At 34.3% G+C, this 25,588-nt stretch carries 22 protein-coding genes; 4 read left to right on the top strand and 18 right to left on the bottom strand.

What is annotated here, in order from left to right:
* A complete protein-coding gene (locus tag B3I52_RS15435) occupies positions 1–459 on the bottom strand; it encodes a hypothetical protein (protein ID WP_293302990.1) in 459 nt (152 codons plus the stop codon).
* 338 nt (positions 460–797) lie between these two features.
* Positions 798–1,247, bottom strand: a complete 450-nt coding sequence (locus B3I52_RS15440; protein WP_293302992.1) for a hypothetical protein — start codon at positions 1,245–1,247, stop codon at positions 798–800.
* 237 nt (positions 1,248–1,484) lie between these two features.
* Between B3I52_RS15440 and B3I52_RS15445 the strand changes: the two genes are divergently transcribed.
* Complete coding sequence (locus tag B3I52_RS15445) at positions 1,485–2,759, top strand: DNA recombination protein RmuC (RefSeq protein WP_293302994.1); 1,275 nt, start codon at positions 1,485–1,487, stop codon at positions 2,757–2,759.
* Here B3I52_RS15445 and B3I52_RS15450 read toward each other — a convergent pair whose 3' ends face one another.
* From B3I52_RS15450 to nadA, 3 genes are all read right to left on the bottom strand, one after another.
* The gene (locus B3I52_RS15450; protein WP_293302997.1) at positions 2,760–4,007 is read right to left on the bottom strand and encodes a hypothetical protein; all 1,248 of its coding nucleotides are present in this window, start codon (positions 4,005–4,007) and stop codon (positions 2,760–2,762) included.
* A gap of 94 nt (positions 4,008–4,101) precedes the next feature.
* Positions 4,102–5,142 (bottom strand): thiamine-phosphate kinase, encoded by a 1,041-nt coding sequence (gene thiL / locus B3I52_RS15455; RefSeq protein ID WP_293302999.1) that lies wholly within the window; start codon positions 5,140–5,142, stop codon positions 4,102–4,104.
* 34 nt (positions 5,143–5,176) lie between these two features.
* Positions 5,177–6,169: a quinolinate synthase NadA gene (gene nadA, locus B3I52_RS15460; protein WP_293303001.1), complete on the bottom strand. Its 993-nt coding sequence runs from the start codon at positions 6,167–6,169 to the stop codon at positions 5,177–5,179.
* Positions 6,170–6,644: 475 nt separating this feature from the next.
* Here nadA and nadB point away from each other — a divergent pair, with 475 nt between their 5' ends.
* Together nadB and B3I52_RS15470 are read left to right on the top strand one after the other, a co-directional pair.
* Entirely contained in the window at positions 6,645–8,231 is a 1,587-nt protein-coding gene (nadB, locus tag B3I52_RS15465; RefSeq protein WP_293303002.1) for an L-aspartate oxidase, read from the top strand.
* 34 nt (positions 8,232–8,265) lie between these two features.
* Complete coding sequence (locus B3I52_RS15470; RefSeq protein ID WP_293303004.1) at positions 8,266–8,775, top strand: gamma carbonic anhydrase family protein; 510 nt, start codon at positions 8,266–8,268, stop codon at positions 8,773–8,775.
* On the opposite strand, the gene B3I52_RS15475 is transcribed toward B3I52_RS15470, so the two are convergent.
* The 11 genes from B3I52_RS15475 to B3I52_RS15525 form a co-directional block, all read right to left on the bottom strand.
* Complete coding sequence (locus B3I52_RS15475) at positions 8,776–10,491, bottom strand: Ig-like domain-containing domain (protein ID WP_293303007.1); 1,716 nt, start codon at positions 10,489–10,491, stop codon at positions 8,776–8,778.
* Between the two features lie 120 nt (positions 10,492–10,611).
* Positions 10,612–12,474, bottom strand: coding sequence for a tRNA uridine-5-carboxymethylaminomethyl(34) synthesis enzyme MnmG (gene mnmG / locus B3I52_RS15480; RefSeq protein ID WP_293303009.1), 1,863 nt, complete (start codon positions 12,472–12,474; stop codon positions 10,612–10,614).
* 83 nt (positions 12,475–12,557) lie between these two features.
* Positions 12,558–14,414 carry an ABC-F family ATP-binding cassette domain-containing protein gene (locus B3I52_RS15485; protein WP_293303011.1) on the bottom strand — a complete coding sequence of 619 codons (1,857 nt, stop codon included), beginning with the start codon at positions 14,412–14,414 and terminating at the stop codon, positions 12,558–12,560.
* Between the two features lie 420 nt (positions 14,415–14,834).
* The gene (locus B3I52_RS15490; protein ID WP_293303014.1) at positions 14,835–15,140 is read right to left on the bottom strand and encodes a hypothetical protein; all 306 of its coding nucleotides are present in this window, start codon (positions 15,138–15,140) and stop codon (positions 14,835–14,837) included.
* A gap of 10 nt (positions 15,141–15,150) precedes the next feature.
* Entirely contained in the window at positions 15,151–15,837 is a 687-nt protein-coding gene (locus B3I52_RS15495; protein ID WP_293303016.1) for an MCP four helix bundle domain-containing protein, read from the bottom strand.
* A 91-nt stretch (positions 15,838–15,928) separates the two neighbouring features.
* The gene (locus B3I52_RS15500; protein WP_293303019.1) at positions 15,929–16,729 is read right to left on the bottom strand and encodes a cyanophycinase; all 801 of its coding nucleotides are present in this window, start codon (positions 16,727–16,729) and stop codon (positions 15,929–15,931) included.
* A 162-nt stretch (positions 16,730–16,891) separates the two neighbouring features.
* On the bottom strand, positions 16,892–17,524 hold the full coding sequence (locus B3I52_RS15505; protein WP_293303022.1) for a GIN domain-containing protein: 633 nt from the start codon (positions 17,522–17,524) through the stop codon (positions 16,892–16,894).
* Between the two features lie 307 nt (positions 17,525–17,831).
* Entirely contained in the window at positions 17,832–18,788 is a 957-nt protein-coding gene (locus B3I52_RS15510; RefSeq protein ID WP_349678687.1) for a serine hydrolase domain-containing protein, read from the bottom strand.
* Positions 18,707–19,204: a hypothetical protein gene (locus B3I52_RS15515; RefSeq protein ID WP_293303024.1), complete on the bottom strand. Its 498-nt coding sequence runs from the start codon at positions 19,202–19,204 to the stop codon at positions 18,707–18,709. Before B3I52_RS15515 ends, B3I52_RS15510 begins: the two co-directional genes overlap by 82 nt.
* Before the next feature lie 148 nt (positions 19,205–19,352).
* Positions 19,353–19,775: an rRNA maturation RNase YbeY gene (ybeY, locus tag B3I52_RS15520; protein WP_293303026.1), complete on the bottom strand. Its 423-nt coding sequence runs from the start codon at positions 19,773–19,775 to the stop codon at positions 19,353–19,355.
* Positions 19,776–19,883: 108 nt separating this feature from the next.
* Positions 19,884–23,195 carry a DUF4175 family protein gene (locus B3I52_RS15525; protein WP_293303028.1) on the bottom strand — a complete coding sequence of 1,104 codons (3,312 nt, stop codon included), beginning with the start codon at positions 23,193–23,195 and terminating at the stop codon, positions 19,884–19,886.
* Positions 23,196–23,501: 306 nt separating this feature from the next.
* Here B3I52_RS15525 and B3I52_RS15530 point away from each other — a divergent pair, with 306 nt between their 5' ends.
* Positions 23,502–24,287, top strand: a complete 786-nt coding sequence (locus B3I52_RS15530; RefSeq protein ID WP_293303030.1) for a glycerophosphodiester phosphodiesterase — start codon at positions 23,502–23,504, stop codon at positions 24,285–24,287.
* 68 nt (positions 24,288–24,355) lie between these two features.
* Here B3I52_RS15530 and B3I52_RS15535 read toward each other — a convergent pair whose 3' ends face one another.
* Positions 24,356–24,547: a cold-shock protein gene (locus tag B3I52_RS15535; protein ID WP_293303034.1), complete on the bottom strand. Its 192-nt coding sequence runs from the start codon at positions 24,545–24,547 to the stop codon at positions 24,356–24,358.
* An 89-nt stretch (positions 24,548–24,636) separates the two neighbouring features.
* Entirely contained in the window at positions 24,637–25,560 is a 924-nt protein-coding gene (locus B3I52_RS15540; RefSeq protein ID WP_293303037.1) for a hypothetical protein, read from the bottom strand.
* Positions 25,561–25,588: the final 28 nt, after the last annotated feature.

Here is a 25,588-nt window from a genome sequence, read left to right on the forward strand (position 1 = left end):
TTATCTTAAATGCACAACAGGTTCAATTAGATTATTATTAATATAAATCATCTTTTGAAAACTGCTTTTAAAATAATTAATTTTATGTAAAAAGATCCCTTTCTTATCTTTCTGCAGAGTGAAAAAAGCTAATCTACCTTTATACTCATATAAAATTAAGCTGTCATTCCTACTTGAAAGTTTCCATTCTATTAAGTTATCTATTTTCCTATTTGCTTTTATGCATTCAGTTATATAAGCTATTTCAATCGCTTCCTTATCACGAATGTTCTTTTGGGGTAATGTTTGTCCGAAAACGCAAGATTTTAAGGCGCAACAAAAAATAATCAGTATGATTTGTATTACTTTCATTTGTATGGTTTCCCAATTTTGGCGCAAGTCTTGTGTTTTAGGTTTGGGTGAGGATGACTTGTGCCTGTTAGCATTTATGTTGTTTGTATGGTAAAAATTTCTAGCCATTTAAATAAATACCCTGTTAGCACTTACGTAGTTTGCTATGAGTAAAGCCCACTTTATCAAGTGTCTTATTCGGACATCGTAGATTTTTTATGCCAAGAACTGAAACTAAGACCTGAATCAAAATGGGAATAAATAGCACTGTTATCGAAAGCAGTTGTTTAAATTTTTCCGTAAATTGTCCATGCCCAATTGTGAATTCCAAATCATCGGACTCTTGTATGGTTGACATATTTATAAAAATTAAATTAGTAACACTTTTCGAATGTAAATAAGTTATTTTGTTAAATTAAATGCTGAAGTTTCTCACTGGATAAGACAACAATCTAAAAAATATAAACTCACGGTTGTCCAGCTTTTACTGATTTTAAACCCTCAATACCTACCACTTTTTCCTCTTCTTCGCCTTTTTTACGTTTCTTCTTTTTCTTGCTAGAGTCTATTCCGCTTAAACGCTCTTCGGTTACTTTATCAAATTCAATAATTTGCTCAGGTTTTAAAACCGCTTTAATATTTTTGTTAGTTTCGTTATTTAAACGGTAAAACTTGGTCATTTCTTCATCGTTATAACCCGTTGCCTGTTGTTTTTTAAACAAGTTAACCTGTTCTTTTGCCAAGTTATAAGCATAATTATAAATTACACTTTTTTGAGTAGAACTCAATTTTAAACGGGTTTCCAGCTCTTCTACGTTTTTTTTAGCCAATTCTTCGGGCGTAGGCATTTTAGGTTGTGCCAGCGCAGCCATTACCATTGTTGTGAAAAATAAAAGAGCAGATAAAAACTTTTTCATTATTATTTACTGTTTGAACCCGCAATTTAGGAAAAATTTAAGTGTTAGGAAAGTCCACAAAAAAGATGCCCAAACATAAGCTATAGTTGGTTTTCTCACTAAGCAAATCCGTTAAATGCTTCTATTTTTTATAACAGCTATAATTTTAACAAAGCTTTGCCCTCAGTTTAATTTCGTTATTTTGTACTGTTTTTGCCTAAAAAGCACTGCATCGGTGTCTTAAAAATTTAATTAATTATGGAAATTACTATCGTTGTTTTATTGGTAACCATCTTGGGTTTTCTAGTATTTTTATTGATTAGAAAATCTGACAAGCCAACAGTAAAAGAATTATTTTCTGTAGAGTTTCTAAAAGATGAAAATCAGAAATTACAACAACAACTTAACCATTTAAGAGCCGATTACATTAACGAGAACAACCGTGCTACCAGGGCTGAGGAAAACTTAAAAGCACAACGAGAAATTGCTACCAAACAGCAACAAAATTTAGAAGAATTACAACAAAAATTTACCCTAGAGTTTGCTAACATCGCCAATAAAATACTAGACGAAAAATCTGCAAAATTTACTGCACAAAACCAAAACAATTTAGATCAAATACTCAATCCGCTAAAGGCCAATATCAAATCTTTTGAAGAAAAAGTAGATAAAGTTTATCAAACCGAAGCAGCAGAACGTAGCCAATTGAAAGGCGTAATTTTTCAGCTAATGGACCAAAGTAAACAGATACAAACCGATGCCAATAACTTAACCAAGGCACTAAAGGGCGACAATAAAAAGCAGGGTAACTGGGGCGAAATTATTTTAGAACGGGTGTTAGAAACCTCTGGCTTGGTTAAAGACAGAGAATATAGCATTCAAAAAAGCTTAAATAGCAGCGATGGCAATCGTTTTCAGCCCGATGTAATCATTAACCTGCCCGACGAGAAAAACTTGATTATAGACGCTAAAATTTCGTTGGTGGCCTATGAAAGAATGGTAAGTGCAGAGCTTGAAGAAGAAAAAGCACTTTACCTTAAACAACATCTGCTTTCTATCAAAAGTCACATAGATGGTTTATCGGCTAAAAACTACCAGCATTTGTATGCCATTAACTCTCCAGATTTTGTACTTTTATTTATTCCTATAGAGGCTTCTTTTAGTGTAACAGTACAAGCAGATACCGAACTTTTTAATTACGCTTGGCATAAAAAGGTGGTTTTGGTTAGTCCAACTACATTATTGGCAACACTACGCACTATTGCCAGTATTTGGAAAGTTGACCGACAAAATAAAAACGTTTTCGAAATAGCTGAAGAAGCTGGCGCACTTTACGACAAGTTTGTAGGTTTTTTAACCGATATGGAAAAGATTGGCAAACACTTAGAACAAACGCAAAAAGCGCACGACGATGCCTTTAAAAAACTACAATACGGTAGTGGTAATTTAATTGGTAAGGTAGAAAAAATTAAAAAACTAGGTGCTAAAACAAAGGGCAACAAGCAAATAGACAGTAAATTTTTAGATGAGTAATTATAATTTTTCAATCAATTTTAATAACTTCTCTTCCTGACCCTGGCGGCTTAATTCATAAAGTTCTTCCTCTGTTCTATTAATTCTAGCTGGTTTACCTTTAAAATGATTATCCATTGAATTTTTCAATACCTCAATGATTTCTTCTTCATTTTCACAAATAAAACCTGCATTATATTTCTTTATGCTTTCTTCCAAATCTCCATAATCGTTAACGGGAAGCAAAATAGGTTTTTGAAAAGCGAGGTATTCGTACTGCTTAGTCGTAATAATTTCTCTTCTATTGCCGTATTTTAAATGAAAAAACATTGCAGCACTATACAATTCGGCATATACCTGCTCTATTGGCATCTTAGCACTTATATAGATGTATGGCTCTAAATTAAAATGTTTAATAAGCTCCTTTAATCTTAAAGACTCTCCTGTACCAATAAATCTAATTTGAAAATATTGAGGCTGAATTTTATTACTATCTATAAACGCTCTAACTGCTTTAAAAAAGATAGTATTATCTAACTGATCATTATAAACAGATCCTAAATAAACCAACTTAAAGGTGTAAGGATGATCTTGTATTTTATTAAATTCTATCTTATTTAAGTCGTAACCATTTTTTATAATTTCAATAGATTCTCTATATTTTTCTGGAAAAAGTCTATGAATAGAATCAGAAATAGTGATAATTAAATCAGCGCTTTTTAAATTTCTTAATTCACTTCTTTTTAAAAATCGTTTTCTAAGGAATGATAAGATCTTATTGTCTTCTATTTGTTTATATCCAAACACACCTGGATCTCGATAATCTAAAATTAGTCTACAACCAAACTCTTGTTTTAAAGCATATCCTAAATTATGTATAGCTATAGACGGAAACGAAACAAATATAATATCCTCTGCGGTAAGGTTAATATTGGTTTGTTTTTTATATTTATTAAATTCTCTACCTAAATCAAATATTTCTTTTCCTGTAAATAAAAAATAGCTAGCTAATAAAAATTTAGCCCCTATTCTTCGGCCGCTATCGGTAAGTTTTTTATAAAAATTATGAAAAAATCCTGGAGTATAGTTTAAGGGTATTTCTATTAAATTACCTTTAATTTTAATAGGCCTTTCTAATTTGTTTCTATTACCGTAAACAAAATGTACCTCATAGAAATTCGATAGATTCTCTGCTATACTTTGTAATCTGTTAAATCCAGTTTGGTAAGTCTCTTTACCATGATAAGAAAACACAAAAATTCTCTTCAATAGTAGTTAATTTAGTAGCGAGCAATATATAGATTATGAAATAAAAGTATGCTTAAAATAGATGAAAATCCTTTAAAATTTTACCAAATAGCCCTTAATGTTTAAAAGCATTCCAACCTTGCGCTTTTAATTCATGTACCACATCAGATTTAGAAATCATCTTCACACCAGAATTTTTTTCGGTAATGTGTCCAATAATACTGATATCTACATCGTTCTTAATCTTTTCGTAATCAGCTTGTTTAATGGTAAACAATAGTTCATAATCTTCGCCTCCATTTAACGCACAAATAGTAGGATCCAAACCTAATTCTCGTGCAGTTTCGTAGGTTACCGGATCAATAGGTAGTTTATCTTCGTAAATAGTACAGCCTTTATCGCTCTGCGTGGCAATATGCAATATCTCCGAAGCTAAACCATCGGAAATATCAATCATAGCTGTAGGTTTTACCTTAATTTGTGCTAAAAGATCTACAATATCTCTTCTTCCTTCTGGTTTTAACTGACGTTCAATAATATAATCTTTACCTTCTAAATCAGGTTGTATTTGCGGATTTTCTAAGAAAACCTGTTTCTCTCTTTCTAAAATTTGTAAGCCCACATAAGCACCACCCAAATCGCCAGAAACACATAATAAATCGCCTTCTTGGGCACCATTTCTATAGGTAACATCTTCTTGGGCAGCATAACCAATGCTAGTTATACTAATTATTAAACCTTGCTTACTTGAGGAGGTATCGCCACCAATTAAATCGATATTAAACTTATTGCAGGCTAGTTCTATGCCTTTGTAGATTTCTTCGATGGCTTCTAAAGGAAACTTACTAGAAACACCCAGAGAAACTGTAATTTGCGTTGCCACACCGTTCATGGCATAAATATCGCTCAGGTTTACTTGTACTGCTTTGTAACCCAAATGCATTAAAGGCACATACGATAAATCGAAATGTACACCTTCTAACAATAAATCGGTAGAAATTAAAGTTTGTTTATCTTTAAAATCGAGTACTGCGGCATCGTCGCCAACACCTTTAACAGAACTTTCGTGTTTAATTTTAAAATTATTTGTTAAGTGTTTTATTAAGCCAAATTCACCTAATTCTTCTAATGAAGTACGCTCTTTATTTTCGAACATTTTATTTTTAATGTTTTTATAATCAATAATACCGTTACAACCCTAAATTAGCCGAAATCTCTAACATTCTTTCAATTGGTTTTCTAGCTTGATCAATAATATGTTCAGGAACATTTACTTCTGGCAATCCATTTTTTATGCACAAATACAGTTTTTCTAAGGTATTTCGTTTCATGTAAGGGCAATCGTTACATGCACAAGCATTGGTAGGAGGGGCTGGAATAAAAACTTTATCTGGACAAGCTTTCTCCATTTGGTGTATAATACCACTTTCTGTAGCTACAATAAACTCCTTAGCATCACTATTGATCGTGTATTTTAACAAACCTGTGGTAGATCCAATATAATCAGCCATTTTTAGTACTGCTTCTTCACATTCTGGATGCGCTATAAACTTGGCATTCGGGTGGCGTTCTTTTAATTTGGTAATCTTCTCACGTGAGAAAATTTCATGCACCATACAAGCCCCATTCCATAAAACTAAATCTCTACCTGTTTTTTTAGCTACCCAAGCACCCAAGTTTTTATCCGGACCAAAAATTATTTTCTGATCTTTTGGCAAGCTTTCCACAATTTGTACCGCATTTGTTGATGTACAAACAATATCACTTAAAGCTTTTAATTCTGCTGTACAATTCACATAAGTTATTACCAAATGATCAGGATATTTCTCTTTAAATTTTTTAAACAAATGCGGTGGACAACTATCTGCCAGAGAACAACCAGCCTTTAAATCTGGTAGTAAAACTTTCTTTTGTGGCGATAAAATCTTTGCGGTTTCGGCCATAAAATGCACACCAGCAAATACAATTACATCAGCTTCGGTTTTTGCAGCTTCTTGCGATAAGCCTAAACTATCACCAATATAATCTGCAATATCTTGTATATCAGGTTCTTGATAGTAGTGTGCTAAAATAACAGCATTCTTTTCTTTTTTTAGTCGCTCTATTTCGGCAAATAAATCTAATGTTGGATCTATTTTTTCCTCTACATAACCTTTTCTATTAAGTTCTTCTAAAATTTCCATTACTATGCTTGTTAGCTACAAATGCTTTTTAAGTGGTCGCTAATTTTTTTGTAAAGATACAGGCTTTAAACTTTATCAACGCTTCAAACAATATATAATTTAATTATTTAAATAGAATCTTATTCTTTATTAGTGTGTTGAAACTGTTAGAAAGAATCGAGTAAAAAATGTTGTAAAATGACTTATTCCATAGTTATCAACAATTATTATGGGTTTTTAATTTAAAGTTACGTTGATTCTCAATGTTATACTTTTAAGTTGATTAAATTATCAATATAGAAATGTGTATTCTTAAGTTTGTTCTTAAAAGTTGATAACCTGTATAAAGTTGCTTAAAAATTATGTAAAAGATTGTGGCAAACTTGGCTTTTTACCTTAGCTTTAACAATCAAAAATAGTTGTTACGATAATTTATACATGCTATTCACATACTTGTTAACGTTATCCACATACTTGTTATATTTTATTTAATTTAATGAAAAAAGTTGATTTTTTAGTCATAGGATCGGGGATAGCCGGATTGAGTTTTGCACTTAAAGCAGCTAAATATGGTAAGGTACTGATAGTTACCAAATCTAACGAAGACGAGTCGAACACTAAATATGCCCAGGGCGGCGTAGCAGTAGTAGTAGATAAGTCTGATTCTTTTGAAAAACACATACAAGATACCTTAGTTGCTGGCGATGGTTTGTGCGATAAGGATATTGTGGAAATTGTGGTGAAAGAAGGTCCAGAACGTATTCAAGAAATTATTGATTATGGAATTAACTTCGATAAAAACCCGGCCGGAGTTTTTGATTTAGCTAAAGAAGGTGGGCATTCTGAACACCGAGTGCTTCATTATAAGGATATTACGGGTTACGAAATAGAAAGTGTTTTATTGAAACAAATTCATCAAAATGAGAATATTGAGATTTTAACACACTATTTCTGTTTAGAGTTAATTACCCAACATCATTTGGGAAAACATGTGGATAAAAGCAGTAAAGACATTAATTGTTATGGAATTTATGCTTTTAACACCGAAAATAACCATGAAGAAAAAATATTAGCAAATATAACAGTGTTGGCAAGTGGGGGTGCTGGCCATATTTATGCGAATACCACCAATCCGGTAATTGCAACTGGCGATGGAATGGCGATGGTTTACCGAGCAAAAGGTAAGATTAGAAATATGGAGTTTATCCAGTTTCATCCAACCGCTTTGTACCATCCTGGCGAATATCCATCTTTTTTAATTTCTGAAGCTGTTAGAGGTTTTGGAGGGGTTTTGCGCAGAAGAAATGGAGAAGAATTTATGTACGAATATGATAAACGTGGTTCTTTAGCTCCTCGCGATATTGTGGCTCGTGCTATAGATAATGAAATGAAAAAATCTGGTGATGATTTTGTTTATTTAGATATAACGATGCGTAAAAAGGATGATATTTTAACTCATTTTCCTAATATTTACGCCAAATGTTTGTCTATTGGCATAGATATGACCAAAGATTATATCCCGGTAACACCAGCTTGCCATTACATGTGTGGTGGTGTTTTGGTTGATGAAAATGGAAAATCTTCTATCAATAATTTGTATGCTTGTGGCGAAGTTTCTTCTACCGGTTTACATGGGGCTAATCGTTTGGCTTCTAATTCTTTGCTAGAGGCTACAGTTTTTGCACATCGTATTTTCTTATCAGCTATCGAGAGTTATAAAACCAGTAGTTTGCCAGATCATATTCCAGATTGGGATGATAAAGGTGTAATACAATCTAACGAAGATATTTTGGTTACGCATAACCTGCGTGAAACCCAAAAAATTATGAGCGATTATGTAGGTATAGTACGTTCTGATTTTAGATTAGACAGAGCTTTAAGAAGGCTTTATCTATTGTATGAAGAAACAGAAGAATTTTATAAAAAGAACAAAGTTTCGGTAAAGTTATGCGAATTGAGAAATGTGATACAAGTTGCCTATTTGGTAATTAAATCTGCTATACATCGCAAAGAAAGTAGGGGATTGCATTACACTACAGATTATCCAAAGCATCAAAATGAATTAGTAGATACCATTCTCTAGTTTTAGGTTTAATAATTTATAATACTAAATATAAATGTCAGTAATATTAGCAGTAAAAGGAGTTGCCCCACAGTTAGGAGAAGAGTGTTATATAGCACCTAATGCCACCATAGTTGGCGATGTGAGAATTGGAAATAAATGTTCTATTTGGTTTAATGCCGTAGTTAGGGGCGATGTAAATAGTATTACCATTGGTAACGAGAGTAATATACAAGATGGGGCGGTTATTCATGCTACTTATTTAAAAGCAGCTACTGTAATTGGAAACAGGGTTAATGTTGGTCATAATGCCATAGTGCATGGTTGTACGGTAAAAAATAATGTACTTATTGGTATGGGTGCAATTGTAATGGACAATGCAATAGTTGATGAATATTGTATTATAGCAGCAGGAGCAGTTGTATTAGAAAATACCATTTGCGAGAGCGGTTATATTTATGCGGGTACACCTGCTAAAAAAATAAAGCCCATCACCGAAGAGCAACGAGCTTTATTAAATAAATTGCCTGATAATTATATCATGTATGCAGATTGGTTTAAGTAGTTAATTTCTACGCATTCCGCCAATACCACTGTTATTATTAGCTGGAGCTTTAGTTTCTACCTTTTCTTTTGGTTTTGGTGTTGGCAAAGGTGCCACAGCTGGTATTTGAATATTTTCATTTCTGTCCCAGTTTGCTCTAATAGAAAGTTCTTTAGGTTCGTACCAAATAGCTTCTGGTGCTAGGCCTAGCTTTATATTTCCGGTATCCCAAATACCATTTTTATTCTCATCGTAAACTATTCTGGCGTAATAAACACCTTGCTTATAATTAGAAAGTTTTACGGATGTTTTTCGAACTATAGGATAGGCAGTAATAATATTTTTGTTTTTATCTACAATTTCTAAAACATAACGTTTTGTAGTATCTGTGGGTTCAACATTTAAGGTTAAACTGCCATAATCATTGGCATCTCCTAATGTAAAATTCTTTTTTAATTCTTTATTTTTAATATCAAAAATAGCATTTACAGCATTTTCTTGAAGTACTACGATATAAGGTTCTTTAGCTCTCCATTTATATTTTATATGATATTTTAAGAGATTTGTGCTGTCTTTAACTAAAGTGAATTTTCTCGGGATGCTATCTTCTAAAAGCAAAATTTTACTTTCGTCTAAACTTTTTATAGGAAAATTGAAACTGATGGCAAGATCTTTAAAGGGATTTAGCGTGCCTCCATCTAAATTATCGCTAATATTAACTACACGATTGTAAGTATCTCTTTTAGAACGACTAAATTTAACAGTATCTAAAGCTTTTCCTTCATCTTTAATAACTATTTTAACAGAATCAAACGATAAATCAGTTAGCCAAAGATTAACAGAATCTTTATTTTTACTAAACTGAAATTGCTTTTCTTGATCTACCTTAGCAGGAAAGATTACAGTTAAATCTGGCTTTTTAAGTTGTTGGTTAAAACTTAAAAATATACTACCGTCTGGGTTTAATTTTCTATCGAGTGTACGAAATTCTGGAGCTAATTCTTTAAAAATACTTAAATGTAAACTATCAATGTTTTTATCTAACGTAAGCGGATTTTTTATAAAGCCAATTTCATCGCTTAACTGCTGGTAAATTCTATCGCCACCTTTTTCTTTTAAGGCGTAAATTTTGTAGGTATCCTTTTTAAGGTTATTTAGTTTAAAATTTCCACTACTATCGGTTAGCGTAAAAATTGGAGCACGTTTTTTACCAAATAAACTATCTCTAGCTAACGGTAATATAAATACGGTGCTTTCTATCTCTGCTTCGCCAGTAAGTGCATTGGTCACATTGCCACTAATACTTAAAGAATCTAGGGTAGGGCCGGTAGCAAAAGCATAACTAAAATTTTTAAGTTCATTACTTTCATTTAAGTCAACAATAGCCTTTCCGAAATTTAAAGTGTAGGTCGTATTTTTCTCTAAAGTATCTGGCAGAGAAATTTCCAGTCTTTTTAGTTTAGCTTTTAATTCTGGTGCTTTTTCTAATTCTGGAGAAATTGAAAATTCTTTAAACTCGTTATTCAATTTTATATACTCATCAAATTCTATTATAATTTTTTTAGCACTAAAATTTCTAGTCAAGTTTTCTGGGGTCATTTTTAGTACTTTGGGTGGGGTGGTATCTCTTGGTCCACCTTCTGGCGATTTCATGGCAGCACAACCCGCTAGCACACTGGCCAACAGAAATAGCACTATAAATTTGGTATGAAAGCAGTATTTGTTGTTTTTTAGCATTTATAAGCCTTTAAATCAATTTTTATCTTTTTTGGAAGGATAATATTAAAAATTTGAGATATTCTTTTAAATCGCTTTATTTTAAGTGATACTTTATTTATCTAAAGTTTTGATTTACAGTTATTTAGATATATGAACCATTAAAACCGAAATATCCGAAGGAGAAACGCCAGAAATTCGGGAAGCTTGGCCTAAAGTTCGTGGTTTTATCTTCAATAATTTTTCCCTGGCCTCTTTTGATAAAGATACTAAAGTGTTATAATCAAAATCAGGATTTATTATTTTGTCTTCCATCTTTTGCATTTTACTTACAATTTCTTGTTCCTTTTCAAAATAGGCATCGTACTTGATTTTTATTTCAGCCTGTTCAATGGTTTCTTTATTGTAATTACTTAATAGCTGTTCAAAAGGTAGGCTTACTTTTCTAACGTCGCTAATGTTTAGTTGTGGCCTACTTAATAAGTTAAATAGTTTTACATTTTGTGTTAGTGGCGATGTTCCCAGCTCTTCCATTAAGGGATTTGCTTCGGCCATTTCTATCCCTTGTTTTTTGGTAAAGGCTACAATATCGTCAGATTCTTTTATTTTTTTATTTACTATTTCTAAACGTTCGTCATTCACTAAACCTAGTTTATGCGCAATAGGAGTAAGGCGAATATCGGCATTGTCTTGGCGTAACAATAATCGGTGCTCTGCCCTAGAAGTAAACATTCTATATGGTTCTTCGGTACCTTTTGTTACTAAATCATCAATAAGCACACCTATATACGATTCTGAGCGTTTCATGATGAGTTCATGTTGATCATTTACCTTTTGATGAGCATTGATGCCAGCTATAAAACCTTGACTAGCAGCTTCTTCGTAGCCGGTGGTGCCATTAATTTGCCCTGCAAAAAATAAATTGCTGATTAATTTGGTTTCTAGCGTTAATGATAATTGTGTAGGCGGAAAATAATCGTACTCTATGGCATATCCCGGTCTAAACATCTTGGCATTTTCGAAACCTGGTATTTGGGTAATAGCTTTATGTTGCACATCTTCAGGTAGCGAGGTAGAAAAACCATTTACATAAATTTCGCAGGTGTGCCACCCTTCTGGTTCTACAAAAATTTGATGACGATCGCGTTCAGCAAAACGATTAATTTTATCTTCTATAGAAGGGCAATAACGGGGTCCCAAACCTTTAATTCGTCCTGTAAACATGGGCGATTTTTCGAAACCTTCTTTCAAAGTTTCGTGTACTTTATCGTTGGTGTAAGTAATCCAGCAGCAACGTTGTTCGGTTGGTAAGGCTACATCTGTATAAGAAAATCTGCCTCTGTCTTCGTCGCCCCATTGTTCTTCCATTACACTATAATTTAACGAACGGCCATCAATTCTAGGGGGGGTACCTGTTTTCATTCTCCCAGCTTCGAAACCCAGTGTTACCAATTGTTCGGTTAAACCTGTAGCAGATTTTTCGCCCGTTCTACCACCACCCATTTTTTTCTCGCCAATATGGATAATGCCATTTAAGAAAGTACCATTGGTAAGCACTACAGATTTGGCCTTTATTTCTATTCCTAAATTAGTTTTTACCCCTACAACAGTGTTGTTTTTAATAAGTAATGAACTTACCATTTCTTGCCAAAAGTCTATATTTGGCGTACGCTCTAACGCCAGCCGCCATTCTTCGGCAAATCTTTTTCTGTCGTTTTGTGTACGCGGGCTCCACATGGCAGGGCCTTTAGATTTGTTCAACATCCTAAATTGGATGGTGGTTTTATCTGCAATAATACCAGAGTAACCGCCCATGGCATCAATTTCCCTAACTATTTGTCCCTTTGCTACGCCACCCATAGCAGGGTTGCAGCTCATCTGAGCAATAGTTTCCATATTCATGGTAATTAATAATACCGATGAACCTAAATTTGCAGCGGCGGCAGCGGCCTCACAACCAGCATGGCCAGCCCCAACAACAATTACGTCGTATTCTTTAAACATATATTTTATGATGTTTCACGTGAAACATTGTTTTTGTTTTACTTTTTTTTCGGTGTTTCACGTGAAACACCGAAAAAACTATTTTATTTTTCAGATAATTCCATCCATCGCTCCATATCTGTTTCGATAGTTTTGTTTGTTCTTTCTATGCTTTCAGAAAGCTCTTGAATTTTAATATAGTCTGATGGATCTATTTTATTTAATTCTGAGGTTAAAGTTTTTACTTTATTTTCATTTTCTGCTAGCGTTTCTTCTAGTTTTTTAAATTCTTGTTGCTCTTTAAAACTAAGTTTGCTTGTAGTGCTTGCTTGCTTTTGTTCTTCTGTTTTTTGCTTTTTTAAACCGGCTTCTTTTTCTTGCTCTACGCTAATTCGGTGTTCAGAGTAGTTTCCATTAAAAATTTTAACATTTCCATTTCCTTCCATGATAAAGAGTTGGTCGCTCATTTTATCTAATAAATAACGGTCGTGCGAAACTAGCATTAATACACCTGGAAAGTTTTCTAAAAATTCTTCTAAAACATTTAAAGTGTCAATGTCTAGATCGTTGGTAGGCTCATCTAAAATTAAGAAGTTTGGATTTTGCATCAAAACTTTCATTAAGTGCAAACGTTTTTTTTCGCCACCACTTAATTTTTCTACTAAGCCATGTTGTTTTTTAGGAGGAAACAAAAATAAGGTAAGTAGGGCAGAAGCAGAAATAGTTTGACCATCGGCCATTTTAATGTATTCAGCATCGGCCTTTACAATATCAATTACTCGTTCTTTTTCGTTAAAACTTAAACCGCCTTGTTTATAATAACCATACTGGGTGGTTTCACCAATATCAACTTTGCCTTTAATAGGAGTTAGTTCACCAGTAATAATGTTTAATAATGTAGATTTTCCTGTTCCATTTTTTCCGGCCAGCCCAATTCTATCTCCTTTTTTAAAAACGTAGCTAAAGTTTTCTATAATGTTTTTTTCGTTAAAATGTTGTTGAATGCTTTCTAGTTCCAATATTTTATTGCCTTGCCTAGCCATTTTTACATTTAATGTTACCTTTTGATTATCGGTGCGCTGCTTGGTTTTTTCCTCTAAGTCGTAAAACGCATTTATTCGGGATTGAGATTTAGTGGTACGAGCTGCGGGCATTCTACGCATCCATTCTAACTCTTTCTTTAAAAGGTTTTTGTTTTTTTGGAATGTAGCATCATCTTGGGCTTCTCTTTCTGCTTTCTTTTCTAAAAAGTAAGCGTAGTTGCCGTTGTAAGTAAAAGTTTTACCTCGTTCTAACTCTACAATGGTATTGCAAACATTGTCTAAAAAGTATCTGTCGTGAGTAACTAACAGTAAAGTTTTGGCTCCAGAAGTAAGAATTTTCTCTAGCCATTCAATAGTGTCAATATCCAAATGATTGGTTGGTTCGTCTAAAACATAAATTTCAGGATCCTCAATTAAAAGTTTAGCTAAAGCTAGTCTTTTTCGCTGACCACCAGATAAGGTATCTATTTTTTGTTGCAGTTGGTTAATGCCCATTCTGCTTAAAATAGTTTTTATTTGATGTTCGTATTCCCAAGCATTATGTTCGCTCAGTTCCTCGTATAATCTATTGAGCTTCTTTTCATCAGGATGCTCTTCCTCAATTAATTCTTCATATTCTTTAATTAACTGCTGTTGTTTGTTTTCGGTAGAGAAAATGAAATCGCTAATGGAAGAGTTAGCTGGAAATGATGGTTCTTGGTCTAAGAAACCAATCTTTGTAGATTTATTTTTAACGATTTTTCCTTCTAGCGGCGCAAAACGCTCAGCTAAAAGTTTCATCAATGTACTTTTGCCTGCACCGTTTACCCCAACAAGGGCCACACGTTGTCCAGCATTAATTCCTAATGTTAAATTTTTAAAAAGCCATTCGTCGTGGTAGGCGTGGCCAAGCCCTTCTGCTGCAATTAGTGTACTCAAGATATTTTTTTGATGCTTTTAATTTATAAAAAATTAGATGCAAAAGTACGGAATAATAATAGCTTAACGCTTTGTGCCTAGTAGATTAGTATTTACTTTACTGAAATAATTACGATTTAATGTTGAAATCTAAAGCACATTATAATTGATGAAGGAAGTTAAGGTGGCGAAATATCACGGATACATTGCTACCTTATTTCCCATAACTGAGAAATAGAGAGGCTTAAACTACGTTGTTTTTTGAGCCAATTGGCTAGAAATTTTTGATGGTAGCCTACTTTAAAATCGGTTATTTGTTGCGGCAATATTTCTTGTTCTTCATCAAAGCGTTAAGAAAATCATTTTTATGGGGATTTTTCTTAGTAAAATCTAGCACCTTGTTTTGCCATTTTAGGTAATTGTGTGCTTCTAATATATAGTTTAGCTGATGTTTTTTAGCGTTTGAGCTACTTTTGGAGTATTAGTTGCACTCATTCTAAAAATGCCTAAGTACAACTTTAAGTCATCAATTTTATGTTCTATGGCCAACTGTTTTAATAAGGCATGCTTAGTGCTGCACGTTCCACAGTTGTCATAGAAAACTTCTGTTAAATGGACTTTGTTTTTGTTTCGGCCATACTTAAGTTCTTTTACAAATTTAGCGGCTTGGCTAAAGGTATAAATGTGTCGTGCTAAAAACTGATTTGAAATTTCTCCTACCGATTCAATGCTAAGCCCAAGGGACATTTTAATTGGCTTAATTTAAGTTATACTTTTCGTTTCGGATATTCATTACATTAGAAGCAAAAACAATTGACACAATTAAAATGCCAATTAAAATAGCTAAAATGAGCTGTAAAGTAGAGTATAAGTTGGTGCCTTTTATAATATTTTGCGATTCTTTTTGTAACTCTTGCCCCACTACAGTTTGTATTTTTGTGAGTTGCGATAAAAGATTTGAAATGCCTACAAAGGATTGTTCCGAATAATTATCATACATTTTTCTAAGTGAAGCTTTATCAAAAGCGTTTGCATTTAGGAGAATGTTTTTTTCGAAAACTTTGTTTTCTAGCAGCTTTACCTTTAAATCGGTAAGGTGATTTTTTTCGTTCTTCACCAAAAAAGTTTTTTCATATTTTGCCAGCAATGTGTCTATTTGGCTATCGTAAGTCCTCAATTTATCGTTGAGCTCTTTGGGATCAAGTTTGTTTTTATCACTGTAAATAAAGGTTTCTAGCAAAAAACGTTTGGTGTATAGTTTCTCTGAAATATAAAATATGTCGGTGGCGGGTACTAACCGATCATTGTATAGCGAAGAAAAAGCTTTCTCCATGTTTTTTATGCTTCTGTCTTCGAGCACCCTGATAAGGATGGTACAGGTCATAATTAGGAAAAGCAAGAGCGCTATCTTACTTTTTTGTTTTAGCGAATAGGCAAATTTCATCTTTGTTTATGCTAGGGAAAATTACAAAATAAAGAAAAATTACTTAACCTGTTTAAGTGCCTCATCGTTTAAAAAGATTTTACGAAAGAAGTTATAGATGATAAATTTCGCCTGCCTTTAATATAGTTTCTTCCATATTATCCTTTGCTTTATTGTAACGGATGAAAGTAACGGTGCCTTTTCCCAGTACGGTTATTTTTTCGGCTCCGTCGTATATGATGCCCGTGCTTTCGTCAATGCCAATGCCTAGCAAGTTTTTGTTTTTTTCTACTGCTTTTCTTAATCGTGGTAATCTTTTTCTTTCAGAAAAATGTTGATCAATAATTGCTTCTGGCCATAATTTTAGTCCATACGAAATCACTGGGTTATATTCTCCAGTTGTTTTGTCTTTTTCATTTCCAGCCATCATAATGTCAGACATAACACTTGCTCCAGCACTTGTGCCGCCAATAACGAAATTTCCATCGGCGTATCTTTTTAATATTGCCTCGGTTAAATTTGCTTGTTCCAATGCCTTTCTTAGCTTAAGTTGGCTTCCACCTGGCATCCATATTAAGTCGCATTTTTTAATAAGTTCGAGCGACTTTTTTTGATCTGCAGTATCTAAAGAAGAGATGTTGTTAATACCCAGCCTCTTGAACATGGCGATGCTTTTTTCACTCGTAATTATTGTGTTTTTTTCTTCGCTAGCGTAGGGAATAATTAGTACCGTGGGATTTGGCTTCTGTGATAAGCCTACAAAGGTTTTCATTAAATAATTATGCGTAGTTCCTCCACCAACTGGCACTAAATAGCTATTATTTTTGCTGTTTTGGGCGTAAGAAAAGCTGTTTGTAAAAATTACCAAAAAGTAACATAGAGAAGGTATAAAAAAGGAAATGATTTTCTTCATGAGAATAAGCTTTTAAACTAATGTAAATTATGATATAGACTGTAAAAAGGGAAGAAAAGACCCTTTATGTATTAGCTATCAACTCTATGAAATAAAAAAAGCGGGCATCCACCCGCTTGATTAACTAAAACTAAACTAAATTTATATGTGTGTATATGAATTTTAAAAAAGGGTTAAAACATCTTCTGTTGGCAATTCGTTGCTTACTGCTTGTTTTTGGGAAACCATTGTGTTATTAGATTGGATACTGCTGTTTTCGGCAGTAAACTTATCCATATTTAAAGAGGCTACAGTGCCAATAATTGCATTGTAATCTGTAGTGGTTCCTGTTAGGGTTAAACATGCTGATTCATTTACTTGAGCAAATAAATCAATAGTGTTTGTGTTTAAAATTGCTTTAGATTGATCTTGTAAGTTAACCGATAAAGCTATGGTGTTAAACTTTCCGCTGGTTTTAACTATTGCTTTATCGCTAGCTATAATTTGGCTCAACTGATTGGCGTAAATTACTACCGTTAAAGTTTCTTTATCGAAAGAGCTAATTCTTAACTCACCGTTTTTCTCTTGTACTAAAGCATTTTTTGCATAATAGTTGTCGTAAACCTGCACGCTTTGATTTGGGCTTTGTACTAGAATAACCTCAACATTACCGGCAACGTTTAACTTGTTAAAGTTTTTTATTTGGCTAAGTACCGTTACTTTTTTTGCAACCGTAGCATTTGCTAAAACCGGAGTAGTGGCGCTAATTGCCAAGGTTAATATTGCTGCGAATAGATTTTTAATAGAAGTGTTCATATTGTGTGTTTTTTATGTCTGTAAATTATTGTTCTGTTTTTGAACGGGTTACATCTATAAGACAACCATTAGCGAAAAAGGTTGCATGGCAATAGCTAGCATTATACCATTTAGCTTAATGTTTCGACCAACGCCTATAATTTTTCGACCAACAGGAGTTGGAAAATTGATAAAGAAGACGGTGTGCTTTATAAAATGCTAATTAATACCCAACCTAAAAACATAAAAAACAATTCCTATAAAAGATATGGGTAAAAAAAATGGCCGAAAGAGACTTCGGCCATGATAGGAGGTTAATTTTTGGTTTTTATAAATTCAATTCTTTCGCTTTCTTCATTATATTATTGGTCAATACAATTAACTCTGTATCGAAATTAGTTTCATTACTTCTAGAATTTAGTAAAATAGCGGCGCTATATTCTGTGCCGTAAATCCAAAAGGTGGCTGTCCCAATAAGGTTACCGCCATGGTAAAAGCCTTCAAATAATGAATGACCTGTACGCCAACCTAGGGCATAGTTTGCCACAGTAGATTTTGTAAACATGAGTGCTCTTGTGGCTGGCGTTAATATATCTGGTCTAATGGTGCCTCCATCAACCGAATACAATACTTTAAAAAGATTATCGCTGCTGATAGAAACACCACCTGCGGCTTTAAATACTTCTACGTTGCCTGCATAAGCAGTAGAGCTTCCTTGCGGATAACAAACAGCTTCTTTAGCACGTCTGGATGTTGCTGACGAAGAAGATAAATGTACTTCTATACCAGCAGGGCCATAAATTTCTTTTAGGTAAGCGCCATATTCTTTCTTTGAAACGACTTCAATAATTTTTCCCAAAGTACCGTAGCCCATGTTATAGTAGCTAAACTTTGTTCCAGGTTCACTTTGGGCGGAGTTAAGCATGGTTTGAATTCTCTCGTCTAACGTTGCTGATGTGCCATTAAACATGGGGTCGCCAGTATAAGCAGCAGTATGTTCTAACAAATGTCTAACGGTAACCTTAGCAGACATTGCGCCAACATTAGGCCAAAAGTCTTTTAAAATGCCAGTTGTGCCAAAAACTAGCTGATCCAGGCCTATCTTGCCTTCTTGTACAAGCGTCATAATAGCAATGGCCGTATGCTGTTTGCTCATAGATGCTAACCTAAACTCGTGATCTGGTGTAGCCCTTTCTTTTGCATTTACATCGGCAAAGCCGATACCGCTCTTGTAAACAATACTTTCTGTGCTATTTTTACCAATGGCATAAGAAGCAGCCGGAATGCTATATTTTGTGTTGTACCGTTTTCGGCAGTAACTATTGCAGTTAGTGTTTTACTTAAATCTAATGATCCAGAATTGTTAGTCAATGCTACATTTTCAACTTTAATTGAAGCTTTTGCCGATAAACTGAAATTTACTTTTACATCGCTTAGCGTAGAATTTAAAGGAATTGTAATATAAATCTTCAGCCCGCTTTTATAAAAATAGCCATCGCCGGTAATGTTTGCATTTTCTGATTTTAAAATGGTTAGACCTGTAATTTCTTTTGCAGCAGAAGTAGTATTGCTGGGAGGTGGATTGCCGCCGCCCGGAACGGGATCGTCTTTTTTAGAACAGGAAGCCAATACAGCAATAAATAAGACTACCATTAGGCTCGCCTTTGACTTCTCTTTTAGGGTAGAGATTATCTTCATCATATTTGGTTTTAGGTTCGATTTTAATTAAGCTGCACAAAAGCGCAATTTTTAATTAAAATTTAAGCTATTTTAATTAAAAAACAGCAAAAAACCTAATTAATAAAAACAAACAGGAAGATTACCGCAAAAAAACTTTAAAAATCGAAATCTATATCCGCTTTGCTAAATAAAAATCTTCCTTGGCGGTCATTTCTTTTTTAGCCTTTTGGGTCTTATCTCTATACCCTAAAAGATGTAGTAGGCCGTGTACCATAATGCGGCATAGTTCGTCATGAGTAGTGGCGTTGTTTTGATTGGCATTATCTTTAACTCTATCAATACTGATAAATATATCGCCTAAAATTGTTTTAAGCTCTTCTGAGTTGTCAAACGTAATTACATCGGTATAGTAGTCGTGTTGCAAAAAATCTTGGTTTACACGCAGTAAATATTCGTCGGAGCAAAAGATGAAATTCAGCTCTGCTAATTGGTAGCCTTCTGCCACTATAGTTTCTTGTAACCATTTTTTAATGGCGATTTTTCCTTTGAGGTTATAAGTAAGGTCTTCTGTAAAGAAGTTTATTTTTGACATAAAATAAGTTTAAAACGAGATATCTTAGGTATTTACGTCATTTCGAATGTAGTGAGAGATCTAAAGACTAAATTTCTCCTCGAAATAGCTACAAAGATATCGACTTGTTTAACGCCCCGAATTTAACAGTTTAAAATACTCGGCTACTTTATTTTTATAATAATAATTTAAGTTGGGGGGTAATTTTTGTATCAATTCGCTTTCGCTCTGCATACTTTTATTAAACTTCTCTAACATTTTCTGATACGATGGTGGAAATTGTTTAGCAGCATTACTTTCGCGTTTTTCGTCCTGATCTTGTTCTCTTTGTGCTTTTTCGGCATCTAGTAGCTTAACCATTAGGTTTTTCTGGCGATTAATGGTTTCTTGCGAAATACGTTTGTTTACCAAATCCAATTCGGTTTGTTTCATCTCTTGCACGGTTTGGTTTAAATTTCCTAAGGCGCCTTTACCATCTTTATTGTCTTCCTTGTTAATTTTCTCTAATGCTTCCCTAATCATCTGCTGTTGTTGTGCCATTTTAGCAAATTCTTGGCTCATCTGGCCTTTCGGAACAGTGCCCATATTTCCCTCTCGTTCCATTTTCTCTTTAGCCTGCTGCATGTTTTTGTTAAGCTGCTCTTGCATTTGTTGCAATTGCTGCATGGCCTGTTTTTGTTTCCCTTTACCGCCCTTGGCATTTTTCATGGCATTTTGCAACTGCTCTAAAGCTTCGTTTAGCATTAGGGCCAAATTATTTAACGATGTCATTGCGAATTGTTGCGAACGGTTAGCTTCGCTCGTTCTTCTATCGCCTAAAAAATCTATTGCTTTGGCTATGTTAAAGTTAATTTTTTCTACTTCTGTGCTTACCGTACTTTCGATTTGAGGAACGCGTTTACTTAGCGAGAACAAGCTATCGGCAATGGTTTTCATGTTATCGCGAATCATGTTTTGTTTTTGGGCCTGTGCAACATAAGTAGGGTCTGCTGTGCCCATTTTTCGTAAGGCTACCATTACCTTTTCTTGCTCAAAAGAAGTGCTCAATAAATTTTCTAACAATTTGCGAAGCTCTTGGGCATTCACCTTATTTTCTTCTTCGGCACCAGTTTGTTGTTGTTCTTGCATTTGCTGTGCTAATTGTTGCATTTGCTCGCCAGCTTGCTGCTGTTTTTCGGAAGCTTTTTGTCTGTTATTCTGATTCAGTTCTTCTTTGCCATCTTGTTGGCTTTTCTCTATATCGTTGGTTTCCTTTTCGGGGTTTTTATAGTTGTTAGGCCTTTCTAAAGCCTGATTTTTCTTGTCTAAATCTTGCAGTTCTTTCTTTAGGGCTCTAAAATCTTTATTGAGCTGGTCTTGCTTGCCTTTTAAATCTTGCATAGGCGAATTGTTATTCTTGCTTTGCTCAGACAGCCCTTTTTGCTCTTTGGCTAGCTCATTTAAACGGTCAATTTTATTCTGTAAATTTTGCTCAAATTCTAGTTGTTTGTACAGCTCCAAAATACGGTCAAGTTCATTCTTTACCGATTTATTGTCAAGCTGCATTTTAGACAGTTCGTTTCTAGTTTGATCTTTATTATTTTGATCCATTAACTGCTGTAGCTTTTGCAAAAGCTCCTTGGTTTTTTCGTCTAAAACATTGTTGAAAAGCTCATCTATTTTTTTCTGTTTTTCTTTTAGCTCTTCGTTTAGTTGGGCGTTCTCTTGCTTATCGAAATTGTTTTTTTCGTTGAGTTCCTTAATGTCTTTAACCGCTTGATCTAGTTGTTTCTGTTTATCTAGCAATTGTTCAATCTGCTTTTTATCCTCAAAGTTGAGTTGTTTTTTATCCAGTAAATTTTCGCTTAGCTTTTTGCTGTCTTTTTCAATGCTGTTCGCCAATTTAATGGTTTGCTCCATTTTCTGTTTCAACGATTGACTTCCTTCGGCCAATTTTTTGGCAATTTGTTGTGGCGTAGGCGCTTGGTAAGTTTTGATTTCCGAACGCATAATTTTCGCCCCATTTACACCATCGTTATCTGCCACTTCAAAAAAGTAATCGATGGTTTGCCCTGGTTTTATTGCAACCTCATTAATATTCCAGAGATAAAAAAAGTTGTTTTCTGTTTGTTGGTTTTTAATCGTAATTACTTTTGCTCCCGAACCAACAACCTTGTTTTTGTCTTTAATTTGATACTTAAATTTTAGTGATGAAAATCCGTAATCGTCGTTAATAACGCCAGTAAAATAAAGGGCTTTACTACTTAAACTATCTGGCGTTTCGGTTACAGCAATGGTAGGAAATTGATCTTTAATTACCGTTAAATGATGGCTTAACGAATCGCGTAAGCTAACAAACTTGTTTTTTGGTACAATTTGATAATTGCCATTTTGTTTAATTGTAGCGCTAAAACCAACGCTGTTTTCAACAACGGCCAGCGGGTGAACTTTTTGCTGTAAAATGAAAGTAATTTCATCGCTGTTTTCAGTCTTTAATTTCCAGTTTACCTTTGTTCCTTCGGGAAGCAATAAATCGCCCACATTTGGTATTTCTTCACTTTTTCTATTCAAATAAGGTGGATACACCAACGTTGCACTTAAGTTTAATAAAGACGGGCGTGGTTTTACACTAATGGTGTGACTTGTAGAATTAAAGCCACCGCCGTTAAAGCGAATAACTTTATCCTTTTGGATGTTCTTAATGGTATAGCTAAAATGGCTGATATCTTGCTTTTCTAACTTATAGCTGTTTACGCCGTCTTCCAAATAAATATCTTGCGGAAATTCGTTGCCTGTAAGTTTTACTTTAATGGTTAAATCATCGCCCTGCGTAATATTTAAATTTTTGTTTTCTACCACAAAATCGAAAGGAGCTTTTGGTAAAATCTCTTCATTGTAACGGATAAAACCGTTGGTGCCTTCCCTTAAAATTGCAGGTGCAATAACACCAATTAATAAAATGATAAAAAGTGGTAGCGCAATGTATTTAATATGTTTTTTATTGTCGCCTAGGTTAATAGCCGTAGCGAAAGGAACGGGTTTTAGTTCTTTAATTTTCTGATCAATTCCGGCTAAAATGAGCGCACTGTTTTGTGGCGAGTTAGCTGCTAGTTCTTTTAGCTGTAGCGTATTCAGTAATTTATCTTTAACATTAAAGAAATGCAGGCCTATTAAGTTTGAGGCTTCTTCTAAACTTAAAGTTTTACTTAGTTTAAAATAGGAAAGCGCAGGTCTTATAATCCAAAAAAGTATAGCAACCAGCGAAACGCCCATAAAAGAATAGAATAGGAATGTTTTGGCGGCTATGCTGGGGTAGGTATAAAAAACCCAAACAAAAAGAAATAAATAAAGGCTTAAAATTAGTGCAGCAGCAAAAATGCTACCTCGTAAAAGTTTGTTGAGATAAAACTTTCGGGTAAACTCGTTAATTTTAGAAATCAGTAAATCGTAATTGCTGCCCATGTTTTTTAACCATAAAGACACCAGCCAAATTAATTTACCACCTTTAATCTAAGAAAGCCAGTCTTAAAATAAACTAGCATATTTTAGGTGGTAAAAAGTGTTTCGTGTTCTTTGTTAACGCCAATAAAGGTAAAAAATGTGCGCTTAAAAAGAAAGTAGTTAAATTTTGAGGAAAAAACTTTCGAAGTGTTTTGAATGAAGGCCGTTAAAGTGTAATTTAGAAACAAAATACAATCAATAAAAACAAAAAGGAACCAAGTTGTTGCGCATTGCAACAGGCTTAGCCCTCACTAAAAACTCTAAACAATGAATAAAAGATTTTTTGTAGCTATTTTAGCTATAATGATTAGCGGAACTGCGTTAGCACAAAAACAAATCAAATCGTGGAACAAAAACTTGGTAATTGCACACCGCGGCGCATGGAAAACACAAAATTTACCCGAAAACTCTATCGCGTCGCTTAACGAGGCCATTCGGTTAAAGTGTTTTGGTAGCGAGTTTGATGTGCAGTTTACCAAAGATAATATTGCGGTAGTAAACCATAATGCCGATTTTTTGGGGAAAGACATTGCTACAAGTACCTACCAAGAGTTGTTAGCTTATAAAAAATTAAGCAATGGCGAAAGCATCCCAACTTTAGTAGAGTACCTAAAAGCGGGCTTAACCCAGAAAAAAACAAAACTGATTTTGGAAATTAAACCCCAAAAAACACCAGAAAGGGAAGAGGCTTTAACCAAAGCAGTAATAGCCACGGTAAATGAACTTAAAGCAGCTCCTTGGATAGAATATATTAGCTTTAGTCACTATATCTGCACGTATGTAATTGCAAATGTTCCAGGGGCAAGAGTTTCTTATTTAAATGGCGAAATTGAGCCTGCAAAACTAAAAGAACAAGGTTTTTATGGTTTAGATTATAACCAAAATGTTTTCAAGAAAAACCCCGACTGGATTAAACAGGCACATGCCGCAGGCTTAATTGTAAATGTTTGGACCGTAAACGCCGAAAAAGACATGAGCAGGTTGTTGGAGCAAAATGTAGATTACATTACCACTAACGAGCCAGAACTCCTTTTTACCAAGCTTAAGAAATAGTGAAATACCTCAAAATAAAAAAGTCCCCCGATTTATCGGGGGACTTTTTTGGTAAAATATGATAATAATTAGATTACTTTCACATTAACGGCATTTAAGCCTTTTCTACCGTTTTCAACGTCGTATTGAACTTTGTCGTTTTCACGAATTTCGTCGATAAGGCCTGTTGAATGTACAAAGATTTCAGCGTCGCCATTTGCTGGCACGATAAATCCAAAACCTTTAGTTACATTGAAAAATTTTACTGTTCCTTCTTGCATTATATTATGTATTAAGTCCGCAAGGTACAGATTTAAATCTAATTACAAGAAAAACTCAAACTTTTTCAAAACAATCTTTTTAAAGTTAGTTACTTGTTACCCACCAAACTAATGGTAATTTCGCTAGAGTGTGGTATGCCTAAAGTTGTGCCGGGTTTAATATAAAGTAGGTTTTGCAGGTAAACATCGGCAATGCCTTGTATTAATTTTTTACGGTGTGGCATGTCTTCTGCCAATACGCCTTCAACCCTGTTTACATACATTTTTCCTTTTACGTCAACAACTACAGAAAAGCGATAGCGAAAATCTTTGTAAGACTTATTGATTTCTACCCGGTACTCGGGGTACATATAAGCGTAAGATTTTCTGTGGCTGCCACTATCGGCATAGCCAATTAGTTTTACTGAAATGTTTTTACTGTTGGGCTTTAGCGCTACAATTTCTGTGGCTGCAAAAGCGGTATCGGGGTTAGCCGGGTGTTTATAGGTTTTTTCGGAAAGCTTTTTAATGAAAGCAGTATCTCTAGAAGTTGGCCTTTGCAGTTCTCCAACCGTTGTTTTTAGTACGTTTTCTATATAATCTCTGGTATAGTAAGTACAATTAACATCAGAAACCTCGCCTTTGGCAACCACACGCGATTCTACCTGTAAACGTTGTAAAATCAAACTATCCTTGGCAATAACCTTTACCCTAAAAAATTCTCGGGCGAAATTATAGATTTTGCCATGGTCAAATTGTAAATAAAAAGCTTCCATGCCCCTTTTTTCGGGACTGTAGGCCAGCATGGTGTCGGGATGCTGGTACGCTATAATCCAGGTTGGGGCAAGCATAAAACCGTCTTTGTTAAACGAAAGCCCGTTGCTAAACCTGCGTTTAACCTCATAATAACGTGTGCCGGCAACATCTTTAAAAGTTAGTTCAGTAGGAGTAGTTGTATTGTTGTTGGCGGTACCGCTACAAGCGTATAGAGAAATAGAAAACAGTAGGGCTAAAACTATGCGACTAAAATTCATTATAAATTACGGATTGGCATTTTGCCAC

The sequence above is a fragment of the Pedobacter sp. UBA4863 genome (assembly GCF_002399615.1).
Lineage (GTDB): Bacteria > Bacteroidota > Bacteroidia > Sphingobacteriales > Sphingobacteriaceae > Pedobacter.